The organism is Fluviicola sp., from assembly GCF_039596395.1.
Classification (GTDB): domain Bacteria; phylum Bacteroidota; class Bacteroidia; order Flavobacteriales_D; family Crocinitomicaceae; genus Fluviicola.
This window is the reverse complement of record NZ_JBCNJT010000001.1, coordinates 850,634-866,831: the sequence shown is the minus strand read 5'-3', so window position 1 is coordinate 866,831 and position 16,198 is coordinate 850,634. Positions and strand designations below refer to the sequence as shown.

Below are 16,198 nucleotides of genomic sequence, written 5' to 3'. Positions count from 1 at the left end.
TGTACATAATTCCGGATTACGATGCGCAATTCCGGATCGCGTACCTGCAATTGTTTTAAAATGTTAAATACCTTGCGTCGCAGGATCGTTTATCGTAACTTCTAAACTCATTCAAATAGCAAAGTTATGAACACGAAATATCAACACGTCCGCTATGGACTTTATAGTTTTGCAGGTATTGCAGTGCTATTTCTGATTATGAAATTATTTTCTTTGGAAAACAACGGTTATTTACGTTTTCTAAACGTTTTCATCGTGTTTTTCTTCACCAACAGACTGGCGAAAAAAAACCGGCAATTGGATAACGACGACAACTTCCTGAAAGCATTCGGCTCGCTGATGCTGGCCAATGTCATCACGGTTGTATTATCGGTATTCAGTTTCGTGATTTACGCCAATTTTATAGAACCTGACTTTATAAACAAGTTTGACGGAGGTATCTTTTGGAATAACCACGTAACAATAGGTCAGGCTGCTGTAGTACTCTTTTTTGAGGGTATGGCAAGCGCCTTAGCAGTATCATTTATGAATGTGCTGTATTGGAACGAAAGAACTCCGGACAACAAGTGTGTTCCTGTGGAACCCGCCAAAGAGTAAAATCTCTTGACAAATCGGAAAATCGGGTGGATCGGATGATTCATCCGATTTTCTTTTTGAAAGGTAACTTTCCCGAAACTTCGGGACTCAGTTATCTTTATCAGTTCAGCCACCTCTATTCAAACCTATTAATTCACTCAAATCAAACGGGTTACGCAAAAATAAATTTGGATCGTATTTCCTTTTCGTGTAAATTCTGATAACTTTTAAATTCTATCACTATGTACAATCGATCTCAATCCGTCCGGTTCGGGCTTTACAGCTTCGCGGGCATCGTCATCCTGTTCCTGCTCACCAAACTCTTCTCACTGGAACACGTTACGGCATTGCGTTTTCTAAACGTTGCAATCATTATCTTTTTTACGAACAGGCTAGCCCGGAAAAACCACCAAAACAATGTGGACAGCAATTACCTGAATGCCTGGGTATCGCTGATCCTTGCCAATGTGGTCACTGTCAGTTTATCCCTGATTGGCTTTGTGATCTACGCGATGTTCATTCAACCGGATTTCATCAGCAAATTTGAAGGCGGAATCCTGTGGAACAATCACATTACGATAGGTCAGGCTGCATTGACGTTGTTTACGGAAGGAATCGGATGCGCCGTAGCGATTTCATTCATCATAATGCAATACTGGAACGAAAGTCCGAAAAGTAGACTTCCTGCTTCGGGAGAACAGTAACGGACTCCCTAATAGATCAATCGGGTGAGTGAAATCGTTCATCCGATTTTTTTATTCCTCAAAAAAAATTTTTGAACTCTTTTAAACGGCAGCGATTGAACTTTTCATCATTTTCCAACCAAATTTCAAAAGTATCCGTTAAGGATAAAAGATGGTTTGGACACCATTTAAGATCTTAACGCAATAAAACCTAAGCCTCCGGAAGCAAAGGAGAGATCGGATGAACCCGGAAAATTCATCCGATTTTCTTTTGTCCGAAAAATCGCTCAAATTCCCGGTCTTCGTAAAAAGCTTACGAACTTCCCGCCGTAAATTAGCAGCCTGAAACAACATTAACTCATTAATAATCACCTGGAATCCTGCATATTTCAAAAATTTATGCATCTTTATACAGACAATTCTACTCACACATTATTCACGTTATGACACTCGAAGATTTCATCAATTTCGAACGAAAATGGGAAGGCGGACTTAGCAGACACGCTTCCGATTCTGCCAGTAAAACTCCCTGTCCCACTCCTTACAAAAACAAAACCGGCTGGCACACCAACGCCGGGATCACCTATGCTGTTTGGAGAAAAAAATTCGGAAAATTAAACGATCAGCGTTTCCTTGACATGTCCAATGCAGATTGGTTCATTGTTTTCGATTCGTTGTATTATTCCAAAGTAAAGGCAGCCTCGTTCAACTCTTTGTCGATCGGTTTCATGGTAACCACCATTGCGTGGGGTTCGGGAGTAAGACAAGCCGGACTTACCCTGCAACGGGCAATCAACCAAAAAGGCGGAGCAGTTTCCGTAGACGGAGTAATCGGTACTAAAACAATTACAGCGGCAAATGCCATTCCGCCCAAAGAATTGTTCGACGAACTTGTAAAACAGCGGGCAGCTTTCTTTCAGCGCATTGCAAAAGGCAAGAACGCCGTATTCCTGAAAGGATGGATGAACCGCCTGAATGCGTTTGTAAAAGGATTCAAGCCGGTTTGATTCACCTGTACTAGAACGAAACCAATTGCTTGCTCCTGTAGGTTTTCCCTGCAGCTGTTGCCTGGAATACGTATATTCCTGCACTTGCACCTTGCAATTGAATCGTATGGTCCGTTTTTACAAATGACACTTGTTTTCCTGCCGCATCCACGATTTGGAGTTCATCCGTTTGAAGGTTCGGATTGAGGGTAAACGTAGTTCCGTCCTGTTTCACAACCAATTTCGGTTCGATGGTTTCTGCATTTACTGATAAAGGGGAATTACAGATCGCTGTGGTGAATGAAACCTTGCCGCTATCCTGGGTGATTTCTTCTACATACGAACTCGCATTTCCCTGTTCGCCGTAAAGGATCATGATGTCATTTCCCTGGATGATATTCGGCGCCCATCTGCTTTCCAACTCTTGGATCAGGTTGGAGTTCACAGTATTTACATCTGTGTAACTGTATGTTATCGGAGTATAAACAAGTATGGAATGTCCGGCTGGAATAGTCTGAAGCATATTTGTCATTCCGGCAAGCTGCACAGAATCCGTCATACTGAAAGCAAAAAAGTACTCCACACGTTGCCGGTACGCACCATTTTCGTTGAAATTGCCAAAAGAGTGATCCGTATTGGCACCGTTGTAACTCGTTCCCCAGGGCGTACAGGTTGCAGGATCGATCACCGCCACGTAAAACGCTAGTTCATTGCCATATGTGGCATATTCAATGACCTGATCATCGATTGAATATAAATTGTAAATGGAATTCGAATTGTAGCAATCAACCGTTAATGTGGATTGCCCGAAAGAAGTAGAAGCTGCCAAAACAAGGGCAGAAACGTAGGTAACGATTTGTTTCATAGGTCAAATTTTTCTTAAAACTAAGGAAACCAATCTCATTCCGCAAAAATCCGGCCCGTCGAATTACCATTGATCCTGTTTCTTTTTTCAATTCGGGTTTCCCGTTAAGCATACCGAAAGAAACTTACTTTTCCGCTTCTATTTTCAATTGTTCATTCATTGCCCGGAAACCATTCAATGTACTGCCGTCCAACATCTTTGAGAGCATACGTACCAAAATACCTTTGAATTTCTCTGCCTGGATAAAAGTCGTGGTTCCGTTTCCGTTGTCAATGAGTTCGAAGCGGTGTTCGCCGTCAAATAATCCCGGGAAGATCAAACTGCCAATCCACCGGAATTCCCGGTTGGTTTCAAAAGCTAGTACCTTTGGCTTAAAAGTCATTCCTTTTGCTCCTGGCGGCTCCAGCCTCACAACGATCTTTTCTCCTGTTTTCACGGTTCCCTGAACGGATTTGATAAAGGGATTCCATTTCGGGTATTGCTGAAAGCCGGTCAATACTTCCCATACGCGGCCGGGAGTTGCCTCAATAATAATAGCTGTTTTGATTTCCTTTTTCATCTGTTTTAAATTTCGATTGTTTTGATAAATCAAAATTCGATGAAAACCAGGAGTCTGCTCTTGACAAATATCAAGAAATGGCAGTCATTTTCTTCCGAAGCCTGCTAAACGTTTCAGGTGTCATACCGAGCATGGAAGCCAGGTATTGGAGCGGTACCTGGTTGAAAAGCTCTTTATTTGAACTCCATAATTGCAGGTAGCGTTCTTCGGCTGTCATGGAAATAAACGCCAAAATACGGTCGCTCATGGTGGCAAAACACTTCGCCATGAACAACTTCTCAACGGTGTTCCAGGTCGGAATGGATTTCCCCATATTCCGGTAATCTTCCTTGCTGATCACATACAATTCGCAATCCGTTAATGCCTGAAGCGAAGAACCGGCAGGCTTATCAAACAGGAAACTGTTCAGGTCCGTGATGAAATACCCGGGAGTTGCCACCCATTTGGTCACTTCTTTCTCCGGAAGGGTTACCCATTCACGCAACAATCCCGATTTCACAAATCCCAGTTGATTGGAATACCCGTGTTCTTTGAAAAAATAATCTCCTTTTTGCAAATCGATTGCATGAAAATGAGCACTGATCGTCTTCAGATCCTCCGATTTGACTTCAAAAAGCGCTGCGATATTTCGTTCCAGTTCGTTCATGGTAATTGCGAATTGCGAATGCCAAATTACGAATTAATGACTGGAATACTCCTGTCAGAAATCGTAAACTGTTACTTCAATTTGTTTGGTAATCAGTGTTTCTTCAATGATAGGTTCAATCTGATCCCAGGTTCCGCCGGCCAAACCACAACCGATCCTTGGCATGTGGACGGAGGCGTCTATTTCTTCTGCAAATGCAGCGGTTTTTGTAAGCCCTTGCCGAATTGCACCATAACGAATCGGGGGATTTCCATGCTCATCCTTATGGATTTTATGCTGCCCAATTACATTTGCAACCCATAAATCGCTTTCTACCTGCACAAATCTTACTTCTCCCAGTTCAAAATTATCTTGTGATTTAAACCACTCCCGGAACTGATTTTCAGGCTCTTTCCATCTATTTGAAATGGCCATAACAAATCCTTTTCCCCAACCGCCCACATCATTACAAATATGAACGATGATTTTATTGCCATCCTGTTCCGGAGACGTGGCATCTCCTTTTATGTAGTTAATTTCTTTTTTCATTTTTTCTGTTTTATTGTTTTTGCCGCATAAACCACCAGGTCATTAACGCTTTCCACCATCGGGATCGCGTATTTTTCACAGACAATATCAATATTCCCTTTTCGCCAGAATCCATCCGGGCAGCAAACAACGAGTTTCCCCGAGCGCGCAAACAATCCCAGTTCCAGCATCGTCACGGGTGATTGTGTTTCGGGAGAAAAATAGCACACAATCAAATCTGCGGCTTCCAATCCGTTCAATTCCCAATTTACCTGTTCATAGAACGGAACGTTCGTCATTTCCTGTTTCCAGCCGGTATCCCAGTCGTCACGCCGCGGATTGAGTACACAAATTTCTCCCAGGCTTTGAAGTTCTTTCTCCAATTTCTCCTGCCAGTTCTCGGCTTTTCCCATTTCTATGGAACCGGCCAGGAAGATCTTGAAGCGGTTTTCAGCCTGTGACAGATCAGATGTTGGTTTGAGGATCATGTTTTTTTAATTATCAATGTTTAATGATTCAATTATCAAGAAGAATTATCAAGAGTCAAGACTGATTTTAGATCCTTGATAATTCATCATTGATAATTAAATTACCTACTAATTTCTTCCTTTCTCATCCGGGTAAAGCGTTTGCACGACATCGCTTTGCCAGAATTCTTTTGTTTCAAGATCCAGGACAGTAACTTTTCCGGTAAATGCTGCGCCGGTGTCTATATTCCACAGGTTGACCGCATGGATCGGTGTTTCGATGTCGTAATTGGTTGTTGGCGTGTGACCGATGAAAATCTCTTTAAACAACTTCAAACGCTTCGGATAGAACGGTGAATCCGGGTCCAGGTTCGGATCTGCTGCAAGTGCCATTTCCCACAAGGTTCGATCCCAACTGTAGTTCGACGAGTAGGTTTCCTTATCCGGACCGTGCATCGATGAAAAGCCCGCATGAATAAACAGGTTGTTGTTTTCATCGATGTGGTAATTCTGCATCTGCGAAAAGAATTTTCCGTGGCGGTCACGTTCTTCCAGGCTGGAATTTTCATAACTCCGGATGGTTTCATTTCCACCATGCTTAACCCATACCGGATTTTTTTCCTTGCGGAGGAGCCATTCTTCGCACCAAACATCGTGATTGCCGCGGATGAATATGCAGTCGTGGGTCTTTTTGAGTGCGATCAAATGGTCAATCACCTGTTTGGACTCGCTCCAGCCATCCACATAATCGCCCAGGAAGATCAGCCGGTCCTGATCAGTCAGCCCGGCACGACCCAACACCTGCTCCAAAGCCTTAAACGCTCCGTGAATATCTCCTATTACCAGTGTTCTTTTCATTTTTATTCGTTTAATCGGTACATGACATCTGTTCGCAATGCATATTTCACCCCGGAAAGGATTGGTTCTCCCGCATGCTTGACCGGATGGTGAAACACCAGCGCGGTTCCTTGCTTCGGTTTGACCGTGAAGTTCTCAAAAGTCGTTTCTCCGCCTTCAAAATCGTCGTTGAGGTAGACCATAAAGGTAAAACAACTTGCCTCCCCGATTCCACGAACAAAGCTCCCGTCGATGTGTTTTTTGAAATATTGGCCTGGTTCATACCTGTAAAAACGGAACAACTCATTCAGGCCAATGGCTTTGCTATTCCCGAATTCCAGTACTGCATGCGGTTTGAAGCGTTCCCAAACCCTTTCTGCCAGGTCGAAATCAATATACGTAATCCTGGAGTTATTCCGGATTCCTTTCACCATCATTTCCTTTCCGTATACCTGCACTTTCGCTTCTTCATAGCCACGTTGTTCGCTCCACAGAATGAGCTCTTCGCATTCGCGGGCATTGAAGAAATCTTCCAGCAGGTAACAATCCGGTGCGAGATCTATGCGTTTCATGACTGCTATAGTTCAATGTATTGTACCGGAACTTCATCGCAAAGCCACACGCCGTTTTTGGATAAGTAGAACGGATATCCGTCCCGGAACATGCGCTCCGCATCGATTTTCAGGATCACCGGTTTCCCGCGTCTGCTTCCCACTTTTGTAGCTGTTTCCAGGTCCTTGCTCAAATGAACATGCAGGCGGCTGCGTTTCTGCAAACCGTTCTCGCGAATGCTTTCCAGGAATTTGTCTACCGTTCCGTGATACAGGTAACCAACAGGTTCGGTAGGTTCGAATTCCAGGTCTACATTGACGGAATGTCCCTGGTTCGCACGGATTTTAGAGTAATCATCGTTGAATGTGAAGCGTTGTTTGTCGTTGGTAAAAACGACTTCTTCCAGGGTTTCGAAATCGAATCTGAATCCTTTTGCAGCGGATTTTTCCATTAACTCATCTACATCAACCCAGCCGTTCGGGTCCATGGTTATGCCTATCGTTTCCGGTTTGTGCCGGAGGATGAGGCTTAGAAATTTACTGATGTCTTTTAGTGTTTTCATTTCTTTTTAGATTTTAGGACATCAGGATTTTAAGATTTCAGGACTTAGGTAATGTCTTAATGTCTTAATGTCTTAATGTCTTAATGTCTTAATGTCTTAATGTCTTAATGTCTTAATGTCTTAATGTCTTAATGTCTTAATGTCTTAATGTCCAATATTCCTTTTACAATTCAAAGTGGAAGCCTTTCTTCATCAGTTCTTCGTATTTTTTCTTGTCGAAACTGTAGTAGAACGCGGCTTTCCTGGGTACGTTCTGTTCTTTTTCATCCAGTTGTTTCAGCAATCCCATCGCGGTGATCTTCTTGCGGAAATTCCGTTTATCGATCGGCGTCTGTAGAATCGCTTCGTACAGTAACTGCAGCTGTGTCAGGGTAAATTTCGCATCCAATAATTCAAACCCGACGGGCTGGTAGCGTACTTTTCCTTTCAAACGTTCAATGGCCATCGCCACGATTTCAGCGTGATCGAAACCCAACTCCGGCAATTGGGAGATCGGATGCCATTCCGCCTGGATGGTATCACGCCCGGCAATCAATTCAAACTGCGATTTATCCACCAGTGCATAATGGCTCACAGAAACGATGCGTTCGCGCGGGTCGCGGTCAATTCTGCTAAAGGTGTACAACTGCTCGATAAATACGTCTTTTATTCCTGCCTTTTCCATGAGAATCCGCTTTGCTGATACTTCTGCCGTTTCGTGCATGTAGACAAAACCACCAGGCAAAGCCCATTTATTCTCGAATGGTTCTTTTTCCCTTTTTAGAAGAAGCAACTTCAATTCCCCGCCATCAAAACCAAAAATAGCACAGTCGGTGGCCAGTGCCGGTCTTTCGTATTCATATTGGTAGTGTGTTTTTTGCTTCATTCAAAGTGTATTTATTACACAAAGATAAATTCACTTTTTGAATCTCCAAATTTCTTAGTGTATTTTTTACACATTTATTTTTTCACTTTTCCAAACCCCTGATAAAACAAGGAAAGCAGCATTCCAAAAATATTTTAACATTTATATTTATAAATATAGTTGTATAATTAAAAAAGTAATTATATCATTGCTTCATGAAAAAGGAATTGACACGGGCAGAAGAACAAATCATGCAGGCGATCTGGTCTGTTGGAAAAGGATTTGCAAAAGACATTCACGAACAGCTGGAAGAACCGCGTCCGGCCTACAATACTGTTTTGACAGTAATCCGGGTATTGGTGCAAAAGGGTTTCGTGGAATACAAAACCTACGGGAAATCGAACGAGTACTACCCCATGATCAGTAAAGAAGCTTATTCCGCTCAGCGTTTTCAGTCACTGAAGGAAAACTATTTCGGGAACTCGAATGCGAAACTGCTTTCATTCTTCATGAAGGAAAACAACCTGGACCTGGACGATGTCAACGAATTGCTGGAAATCATTAAAAAGGAACGTCATGACTAATTACTTGTGGTACATTTTCGAAGCCAACGTATTGATCACTTTGTTGTTCTGCGTTTTTAAGCTCACTCAGCGCTTCCTTTCATTCGGCTGGCAGCGTTTTTCCCTGCTTTCGATTCCTGTTTTATCCGGAATTGCCGTATGGATCAAACACGCAAGCGTTTCGGAATCATCGTGGAGTTATCACATCCCGGTTTTTGAACTGCAGGAAGTACGGATTAGTCCTGAAAAAACCACGCAAACAGGTTCTTTGGACTATACGGCCCTACTTGAATCCGGCTACTGGATTGGCGTTTCCCTGCTTTCCCTTTGGATGGTTTACAACATTTACAAGGTGCTCAGAACATTCCTGAAAGCTAAACCCACCCGGGAAGACGGGTTCACTTTGGTAGAACTACCCGATGAGGCTCCTGCTTCCTTCTTTCACTTCATTCAACTACCCGCAGGACTTTCCGCCTACGACCGGGAAATTATTTTCCAGCACGAGAAAGTACATGCGCAGAAATACCATTCGGCAGACCGTTTGTTCCTGGAAGCCGCACATTGCCTTTCCTGGTTCAATCCCCTATTCCTGCTGCTGAAAAAAGAATTGGTCCATATCCACGAATTTGAAGTGGACCGGATCATGTACAACAAATACCGCGTCGGCTACATGGAATTCCTGCTGGCGTATTCCCTTGGAACTAGTTCATCCATATATTTATTCACCAATCAGTTCGTGACGAAGCTCACGCTGATAAAACGTATTAAAATCATGAAAAACACCTCGAAAAAAGTATTGATAGCGGCACTTGCCCTTCCAATCATTGCAGGCGGATTGACTTTGATCTCTTTCACGGCCGAAAGTGACCAGGCACCGCAAAAACGGGCACAAAGCTCAGCCCCGGAACGAAAAAGCGAAATACAACCGCGTAAAGAAGTCCCTGCCAATCGCACGGTAAAGCAGGTTGAGGCACCGCAAGAAAAAACGATTGATTTCAAATCGGATGCGGAGAAGGAAGATACCAAATCCCTTACTATGACAACCGTAGAGGCAGCTATCCCTGAAATTACTTCTGCATCGAAACCGGTTAGCAAACAGGAAACGGAAGTCGACAAACAGCCGGAATACCCGGGCGGAATGGAAGCTATGACCAAGTACCTGGTTGCCAACATCCGCTACCCGGAAGAGGCCGTAAAATCAAAAACTACCGGAAAGGTTTACGTTTCGTTCGTGGTAACCAAAGACGGAAAAGTGACCAAAACGACTGTTAAGCGCAGTGTCAGCAAAGAAATCGACGCAGAAGCAATCCGTGTGATCTCTTCCATGCCGAACTGGATCCCGGGAGAAAAGGACGGCAAAAAAGTAGATGCCGAGATGGTATTACCGGTATCGTTCGCATTGTAAGATTATTTCATTATGAATAAAGGCGTCCCGGCTTAGCCGGGACGCCTTTGCTGTTATCCGTTTTCAAACCCTCGTATATACCGGACCTGGGTTTTATTTTCGTTAAGTATTGTCCTGAAGTTTCGGTGGCTTTATTAGTGCAAGCAGATTGTATCGACTCTAATCCGCCTCGGCGGAGAGTGCAGATAGTTACCTATTATCTGCGCAAATCAGCGCCATCTGCGTGAAAAATTGGTCATGACTTATCACCACGGAATTTCTCCCGTTTCCGGATTCGTTTCTTCGCTGAAAAAGTGGCCGGTCGGACCGTTTTGGTCAATCAGGGCATACTTTGCGATGCGGTTTCCGGCTGTTTCAACCTCTCCGCCGATGTGACCGGTGAAATCCGTTTTGGTGTAGCCCGGACAAACGGCATTTATTTTGAAAGCGGTGTCCCGTAGTTCGTAGGCCAAATGGACCGTATACATGTTCATCGCCGCTTTCGACGAAGCATAAACAGCATATTTTGCATAGTCATACGCCGGCCACGAAGGATTGCTTTGCAGCGACAACGATCCCACACTGGTGCTCACATTTACGATTCGGGGTTCAGCTGATTTTTTCAGCAGTTCCAGGAAAGCCTGTGTAACGCTTACCACTCCGTATAGATTCACATCCATCACCTCTTTGAAGACCTCAACGCCTGTTTCCTGTGCATTTTGCGGAACGATTCCGCTGATTCCCGCATTGTTGATAAGAACATCCAGGCTGCCTTTTTCCTGTTCGATGATTTGCCGGGCAGCCAATATTGTAGCTGGTTTCGTCACATCGATTTCAATGGCCTGAATGTTTTCGAATCCCTTGCCGGCTAATGCTTTTGCTACCTGCTTTCCTCTCTCGGGATCGCGGCTTCCCAGATAAACGAACAGGCCTTTTTTTGAAAGTTGCTTCGCGGTTTCTAGTCCGATTCCTTTGTTTGCGCCTGTAATCAATACTGTTTTCATTTTTTCACTTTTAAATTTGCATAAAGCAAAATTGGCGGTTCAAAAAATGAAACGAGTTACCAAATGGTAAAAAAGCTTAGCGGATATTTCTGCGGATCCTGCTCAGGGATTGCTGGGTAACACCCAGGTAAGAAGCAATGTGCGCAAGGGAAACGCGGTTCACAAGGGAAGGATAATTTTCCAGGAATTCCAGGTAACGGGTCGTTGCATCCTGTGAAATAACCGGGCCTTTCCGCGACTTCATAAAAAGGCATTTCTGTACCATCTTGTTCTTGATAATATCCCATCCAACGATGGTTTGGGGAAGCTCCTCCCAGTCCTTCCTGGAAAATACAAGGAGCTTGCAATCGGCAGCTGCCTGCAGGTATTCTGCCGAAACAGTATTGGCCTCGAAATTGAAATAATCGACTACGAGGTTGTTCTCCGGAATGAAACAACGGGTAATTTCGTCTCCCCGGTTGTTGTAATAACAGCCCCGCATCACGCCTTCCACCACAAAACCTACCTGCGCAGGAATTTTCCCCGCCTCCGAAAAATACTGACCTTCCTGGAGATCCAGTTCGCTCATTTTACTTTCAATCAACGCTATTTGTTGCTGATTCAAATGCCCGAACTGTAAACTGTATTCGATGAATGCATTCATGTGCGAAAATTAGGTAAAAAAGAAATTCCCGGGTTTATCATTTGGTAAAAACGGAAGGAGAATCCAAAGCAGTCAGCCACTGTTGATCTGCTTCGGATTCCATGTGAAATGAGGCTTAGAGAAGTGATTTTTTTCAGATTAAGCATTTTGTTGCTCCAGCCAATCTAAAATTGCCCGGGTAGTTTCTTCCGGTTTTTCCTGCTGAATCCAATGACCGCAATCCAGGCTGACAACATCCAGGTTCGGTACGATATTTTTCAGGTTTTCAGATTTCGGGATCGTATCCCGTTCACCGTAAATCATCAAAGTCGGCTGATGAATCATCGGCGCTATGTCCGCCATGAAGTGCCAGTTCCTGTCTAGGTTCCTGTACCAGTTGATACTTCCTGTAAACCCGGAAGATTCGAAGGCGGAAACAAATACGGCCAGTTCGTTCTCCTCCATCAAAGGTTCTCCGAGTGGTTTTTCTGCCAGGGCCAGATTGATCATGACCATTCCCGGCTCAGGTGGCGCAAGCGGTACGTTTTTGCGGAATATATTACGAAGGAAGCGCGATGTATTTTCATGCAGGATAGCATCTGCCACTCCCGGTTGCCGGTTGAAGTGAACGAAGTAGAAATCTCCTCCGAAAAATGCTTCCATCAGCTCAATCCATGGTTTTTCTCCACGTTCCTGGTAAGGCAAAGCCAGGTTGATGATTTTATTGACGCGCTCAGGATGCAACAGCGCCAGGTTCCAAACCACATTAGCCCCCCAATCGTGGCCCACAAAAGTTGCATCTTCATATCCGAAGTGATCAAGCAATGCAACCAGGTCGCCCGTCAAATGTTCAATGTCATATGCCGTTACTTCCGCCGGACGGGATGAATGGCCATAACCCCGTTGGTTCGGAATGATGACATGATAGCCGGCTGCCACCAATGCAGGTACCTGGTGACGCCAGGAAAAAGCATGTTCGGGAAAACCGTGGCAGAGTACAATCGGGTTTCCATGTTCTCTACCTGCTTCAAAAACTTCCAATTCCACACCGTTGACCGAAACAAGAGCAGGCTCCGGAAACCGGAAGACATTAAACACGGGATTCATTTCGTTTGTCATATTTATTCGTTTAAAGATTTATGATGCAAACGTATCCCCGCCAGGTGACAGCCCTATGTCAGAGGTCGGAAATAAACCGGTGGTACATCTCAAATTCGTACGTCGAACCGGAATTTCATGCTCATTTCTCATACTAGCACTGAAAAAGCAAAAAAGCCCGGACATTTATGGTCCGGGCTTTTTATGGTCTTATTGAACTCTTAAAGCTCTTATCTAAAGGAGATGATCACTCACAAATTGCCTGCAATAGGCTTTAATCAAATCCCGGACTTGCTCAAATATTGCGCTTACTTCTTCCGAAGTTCCGGCAGCTTTTGCGGGATCAGGGAAATTGTGATGAAACTGCTGCGCTTGCGTGGGGAAATACGGGCAGCGTTCTTTTGCGTTGTCGCAAACCGTGATAACGAAATCAAAAGGGATTCCGGCGTATTCGTCCACATGATTCGACGTATGATGCGAAATATTTATTCCGTCACCTTGCATCGTTGCTATTGCTTTCGGGTTCACTCCGTGTACTTCCACTCCTGCGCTGTACACTTTCGCGCGATCTCCGGCAAAGTGTTGCAAATATCCGTGTGCCATTTGGCTTCGGCAGCTGTTTCCCGTACAAAGGATTAAAACATGCTTCATAGCTCTACACGAATAACCAAATGATATTGATAATACAGAACTTAGGGTCGAACCCGAAGATCAATTGTAACGCAATAACCGAAGTGGTTATGACTAAGGGCTTTTTGTACTTAATGACTACTTCTTTCATAACTTAACAGCAACCACCGCCAGGAGTACAACATGCGCCTTCGTTCGAGGTTAATTCCGAAAGCTGAAGTTTGGTTTTTTCCTGGGGAACTCCACACGCCTCATTGGCTAAGCACGCAGTTGCTTTCGATACCAACACGAAGTGCTTTCCATTGAAATCCAGGCCATATTTCCCGATTGTTTCTCCCTGGTACTCAACCTCGATTTCGTTGTCCTCAATTCCCAGTTTTTCCTCTGAAAGCCGAATAATGTTCAACAGTTTTCCCGGCTTCAAACGGTGTTCAAAATCGTTTGCGTTCCATAACTGGAAATTGACTACGTTCTCTTTGCGGATCGTTCCCCCGCAGTCGATGAAATGTTTTTGAATGCTTCCGACCTCTGTAACGTGGAAGTGTTCAGGAACGAAAGAACCGTCCGCTAATTGAAATTCGACATGCTCTAATGTCGGTAAAATGGTTTTGATTTCTGAAAGTTTCATGTGCTTGAAATTTGTTTAACAACATTGGTCGGCTTTATTGTCCAATTTGGACGAAACACCTGAAAAATAAGCTTGAATACGGGCCACGGAGTTCTTATCCACACAGTAACAAATCGACGTTCCTTCAATACTGCCTTTAATCAGGCCTGCGTTTTTCAGTTCCTTCAAATGCTGTGAAACCGTAGGTTGCGCAAGTGGCAATTCGTTGACAATATCGCCACAAATGCAGCTGTCTACCTGGATAAGGTATTCCAGGATAGCAATACGCGCAGGATGGGCAATTGCCTTCAGAATGGAAGCTATTTCGTTTTGTTCGTGCGTAAAGAGATCTGTTTTTGTTGTTCCCATATTCTTTATCGTAATATTGCAATATTACGATAAATAGTTGTATTTCTTTGAAAAAGTAGAATATAATCTCCCGAATAAGCAAATCATTTACTTAATCAATGGAAACTTCCCTTTCTTATAAATCAGGATTGCACTTGAAAAATTCCTGAATCCGTTGAACCCATAGACATCTATACTTGCCGATTCAACTTCAAGTGTGACGGGATTCAGCAGGTACATTCCGAGCATGGTCTTTGTATATCCGCCATCTTCCTCCGTTATAAATTCAGATTCTGTCGAAATCAGGTACATTCCGTCTTTTTCAATCTTACTGACATAGTATCTTGTTTCGACCCTGGAAAATATCATATCAACAACCGGATTATCGGTATTCCATTCCGTTCCCTGCACAATTTTTTCACCGGGAAACTCCAGGAAAAACAATCCGGTATTCAAAACGGATGTTGCATCCTTGCCAAATCCTTTAAATCTCATCGGATCAATGATCTTTCCTTTGGTATCCATCGTGTAAACGATAGTATCACCTGAGAAATCCGTAAAAAGCGCCTGGTTTTCACCTGCATCAAACAAGTCGATCACCATTTCCATGTAGATGGAGTCACCGGAAGTTCTTGGAATAAAAGCCACTTCGATGTTTATGGCCTCCGAAGTCATCTCAAACCGGTATTCGATCTTTTTGTTTTCAAGATTGTATACAGTGCCCTGAGAAAAGGAAGAATTGTAGAAAGTAAGGAGAAAAAGCAGGCTGATGAGTTTCATAAAGTCAGTTTGGAATTAGGCAAAGATAAAATTTAAAGGAAACCAAAGTTTCAGATCTCAATTCAAGGAGTAAGGGGAATGTTCGATTCTTTTTATTCAGGTTTGTAGTCCACAGTTTCATAATGCTCTTTTCTTTTTGTGGAGAAGAGTGAACGGAAATGGAACCGGAAATAGTAGATCGTTTTTGATTACACACAATTTTAGTTGATGTAATGAGGCGTCGCTATTAATAGTATTCGATTTCTCTCTCAATAATGTAAATTGGCTTTTTGTTTCTAAGATGAATACATTTTATCCAATTGTTATACTTGTCATATTCATATTCAAATTCATCCCATTTTTCTCTATTTAATTCACTAAATGAACTTACCAATTTATATTTGACAATATTTCCACTTTTATCTCTCTCATAAGCATCTATAATATGCCAATCCGCAACAGTGTAATAAACATCAAGATATTTTATAAAGTTGTTCTCATAAGTATAGGTTGTTATGAATTCATCACCGATTTCTGGATCAACTTGAATTTTATGATATAAGCTACCATTTGGATAATAGTCATAGCGAATAGTATTTAATGGTCTTTTTTCTTTAATGAGTTGCCCATTTTGATTGTAGAAATATTCTGGTTTTGTAGGCTTATCGTTATCCTGATAATAATTTATTAACTGGCCTCTCTTATTATATTTATATCGTAAAGTTTTACTGACTGTCCCGGTGTCCGCTGCAGGATAAATGATTTTTTTGATCGGCCGCCCTTCTTCATTAAAAAAACAATGAAAGTCATCAGTTAAGTGTCCTTTGCGCCACCTTTTAATTTTTACGGGTTCATTGTTTCTCAGTTGTGCTTTATAAGATATCTCTTTTATTGATTTGACTTTACCATAAATAATGGAATCTTCAAACATAATCTCCCGAGGATTAAAAAACATGAATTTGAAAAGAATTACAACGAGTATTAGTCCAATTAACAGTCCAATTATTTTTAGTCTATTTTTCATTACTTCCGGTTACTTCTGATGTCCATAAGCTTACCATCGGGATAATGCATCAGACTTTCATTTAGCTAAATATAA

General features: G+C 43.0%; 22 protein-coding genes. 5 read left to right on the top strand and 17 right to left on the bottom strand.

The window, feature by feature from the left end:
• The first annotated feature begins 126 nt into the window (after positions 1–126).
• From ABDW02_RS03560 to ABDW02_RS03550, 3 genes are all read left to right on the top strand, one after another.
• Positions 127–597, top strand: coding sequence for a DUF4199 domain-containing protein (locus ABDW02_RS03560; protein ID WP_343632149.1), 471 nt, complete (start codon positions 127–129; stop codon positions 595–597).
• Positions 598–818: 221 nt separating this feature from the next.
• On the top strand, positions 819–1,280 hold the full coding sequence (locus tag ABDW02_RS03555) for a hypothetical protein (protein ID WP_343632147.1): 462 nt from the start codon (positions 819–821) through the stop codon (positions 1,278–1,280).
• 422 nt (positions 1,281–1,702) lie between these two features.
• Positions 1,703–2,266 (top strand): putative peptidoglycan-binding domain-containing protein, encoded by a 564-nt coding sequence (locus ABDW02_RS03550; protein WP_343632145.1) that lies wholly within the window; start codon positions 1,703–1,705, stop codon positions 2,264–2,266.
• A 10-nt stretch (positions 2,267–2,276) separates the two neighbouring features.
• Here ABDW02_RS03550 and ABDW02_RS03545 read toward each other — a convergent pair whose 3' ends face one another.
• The 9 genes from ABDW02_RS03545 to ABDW02_RS03505 form a co-directional block, all read right to left on the bottom strand.
• Complete coding sequence (locus ABDW02_RS03545) at positions 2,277–3,110, bottom strand: T9SS type A sorting domain-containing protein (RefSeq protein WP_343632143.1); 834 nt, start codon at positions 3,108–3,110, stop codon at positions 2,277–2,279.
• A gap of 124 nt (positions 3,111–3,234) precedes the next feature.
• Positions 3,235–3,669: an SRPBCC domain-containing protein gene (locus ABDW02_RS03540; protein ID WP_343632141.1), complete on the bottom strand. Its 435-nt coding sequence runs from the start codon at positions 3,667–3,669 to the stop codon at positions 3,235–3,237.
• A gap of 70 nt (positions 3,670–3,739) precedes the next feature.
• The gene (locus ABDW02_RS03535; RefSeq protein ID WP_343632139.1) at positions 3,740–4,315 is read right to left on the bottom strand and encodes a Crp/Fnr family transcriptional regulator; all 576 of its coding nucleotides are present in this window, start codon (positions 4,313–4,315) and stop codon (positions 3,740–3,742) included.
• A gap of 54 nt (positions 4,316–4,369) precedes the next feature.
• On the bottom strand, positions 4,370–4,843 hold the full coding sequence (locus tag ABDW02_RS03530; RefSeq protein WP_343632138.1) for a macro domain-containing protein: 474 nt from the start codon (positions 4,841–4,843) through the stop codon (positions 4,370–4,372).
• Positions 4,840–5,310, bottom strand: coding sequence for a nucleoside 2-deoxyribosyltransferase domain-containing protein (locus ABDW02_RS03525; RefSeq protein WP_343632136.1), 471 nt, complete (start codon positions 5,308–5,310; stop codon positions 4,840–4,842). Before ABDW02_RS03525 ends, ABDW02_RS03530 begins: the two co-directional genes overlap by 4 nt.
• A gap of 108 nt (positions 5,311–5,418) precedes the next feature.
• Positions 5,419–6,147, bottom strand: coding sequence for a metallophosphoesterase family protein (locus ABDW02_RS03520; RefSeq protein ID WP_343632134.1), 729 nt, complete (start codon positions 6,145–6,147; stop codon positions 5,419–5,421).
• A gap of 2 nt (positions 6,148–6,149) precedes the next feature.
• Positions 6,150–6,698 carry a 2OG-Fe(II) oxygenase gene (locus tag ABDW02_RS03515; protein ID WP_343632132.1) on the bottom strand — a complete coding sequence of 183 codons (549 nt, stop codon included), beginning with the start codon at positions 6,696–6,698 and terminating at the stop codon, positions 6,150–6,152.
• Positions 6,699–6,703: 5 nt separating this feature from the next.
• A complete protein-coding gene (locus tag ABDW02_RS03510) occupies positions 6,704–7,240 on the bottom strand; it encodes an RNA 2'-phosphotransferase (RefSeq protein WP_343632130.1) in 537 nt (178 codons plus the stop codon).
• Positions 7,241–7,403: 163 nt separating this feature from the next.
• Positions 7,404–8,105 (bottom strand): NUDIX domain-containing protein, encoded by a 702-nt coding sequence (locus ABDW02_RS03505; RefSeq protein WP_343632128.1) that lies wholly within the window; start codon positions 8,103–8,105, stop codon positions 7,404–7,406.
• A gap of 194 nt (positions 8,106–8,299) precedes the next feature.
• Here ABDW02_RS03505 and ABDW02_RS03500 point away from each other — a divergent pair, with 194 nt between their 5' ends.
• The gene (locus tag ABDW02_RS03500) at positions 8,300–8,668 is read left to right on the top strand and encodes a BlaI/MecI/CopY family transcriptional regulator (RefSeq protein ID WP_343632126.1); all 369 of its coding nucleotides are present in this window, start codon (positions 8,300–8,302) and stop codon (positions 8,666–8,668) included.
• Positions 8,661–10,052, top strand: a complete 1,392-nt coding sequence (locus ABDW02_RS03495) for a TonB family protein (protein WP_343632124.1) — start codon at positions 8,661–8,663, stop codon at positions 10,050–10,052. The genes ABDW02_RS03500 and ABDW02_RS03495 overlap by 8 nt, the downstream gene beginning before the upstream one ends.
• A 245-nt stretch (positions 10,053–10,297) precedes the next feature.
• Here the strand turns inward: ABDW02_RS03495 and ABDW02_RS03490 are convergent, their stop codons facing one another.
• From ABDW02_RS03490 to ABDW02_RS03455, 8 genes are all read right to left on the bottom strand, one after another.
• Entirely contained in the window at positions 10,298–11,035 is a 738-nt protein-coding gene (locus ABDW02_RS03490; RefSeq protein WP_343632122.1) for an SDR family oxidoreductase, read from the bottom strand.
• Positions 11,036–11,111: 76 nt separating this feature from the next.
• Positions 11,112–11,678 (bottom strand): Crp/Fnr family transcriptional regulator, encoded by a 567-nt coding sequence (locus ABDW02_RS03485; protein WP_343632120.1) that lies wholly within the window; start codon positions 11,676–11,678, stop codon positions 11,112–11,114.
• A gap of 138 nt (positions 11,679–11,816) precedes the next feature.
• Complete coding sequence (locus tag ABDW02_RS03480) at positions 11,817–12,776, bottom strand: alpha/beta hydrolase (protein WP_343632118.1); 960 nt, start codon at positions 12,774–12,776, stop codon at positions 11,817–11,819.
• 213 nt (positions 12,777–12,989) lie between these two features.
• On the bottom strand, positions 12,990–13,406 hold the full coding sequence (locus tag ABDW02_RS03475; RefSeq protein ID WP_343632116.1) for an arsenate reductase ArsC: 417 nt from the start codon (positions 13,404–13,406) through the stop codon (positions 12,990–12,992).
• A gap of 133 nt (positions 13,407–13,539) precedes the next feature.
• Complete coding sequence (locus ABDW02_RS03470) at positions 13,540–14,013, bottom strand: DUF6428 family protein (protein WP_343632114.1); 474 nt, start codon at positions 14,011–14,013, stop codon at positions 13,540–13,542.
• Between the two features lie 15 nt (positions 14,014–14,028).
• A complete protein-coding gene (locus ABDW02_RS03465) occupies positions 14,029–14,361 on the bottom strand; it encodes a metalloregulator ArsR/SmtB family transcription factor (protein WP_343632112.1) in 333 nt (110 codons plus the stop codon).
• Positions 14,362–14,448: 87 nt separating this feature from the next.
• Entirely contained in the window at positions 14,449–15,120 is a 672-nt protein-coding gene (locus tag ABDW02_RS03460; protein ID WP_343632110.1) for a hypothetical protein, read from the bottom strand.
• Positions 15,121–15,346: 226 nt separating this feature from the next.
• Positions 15,347–16,123, bottom strand: coding sequence for a hypothetical protein (locus ABDW02_RS03455; protein WP_343632108.1), 777 nt, complete (start codon positions 16,121–16,123; stop codon positions 15,347–15,349).
• Positions 16,124–16,198: the final 75 nt, after the last annotated feature.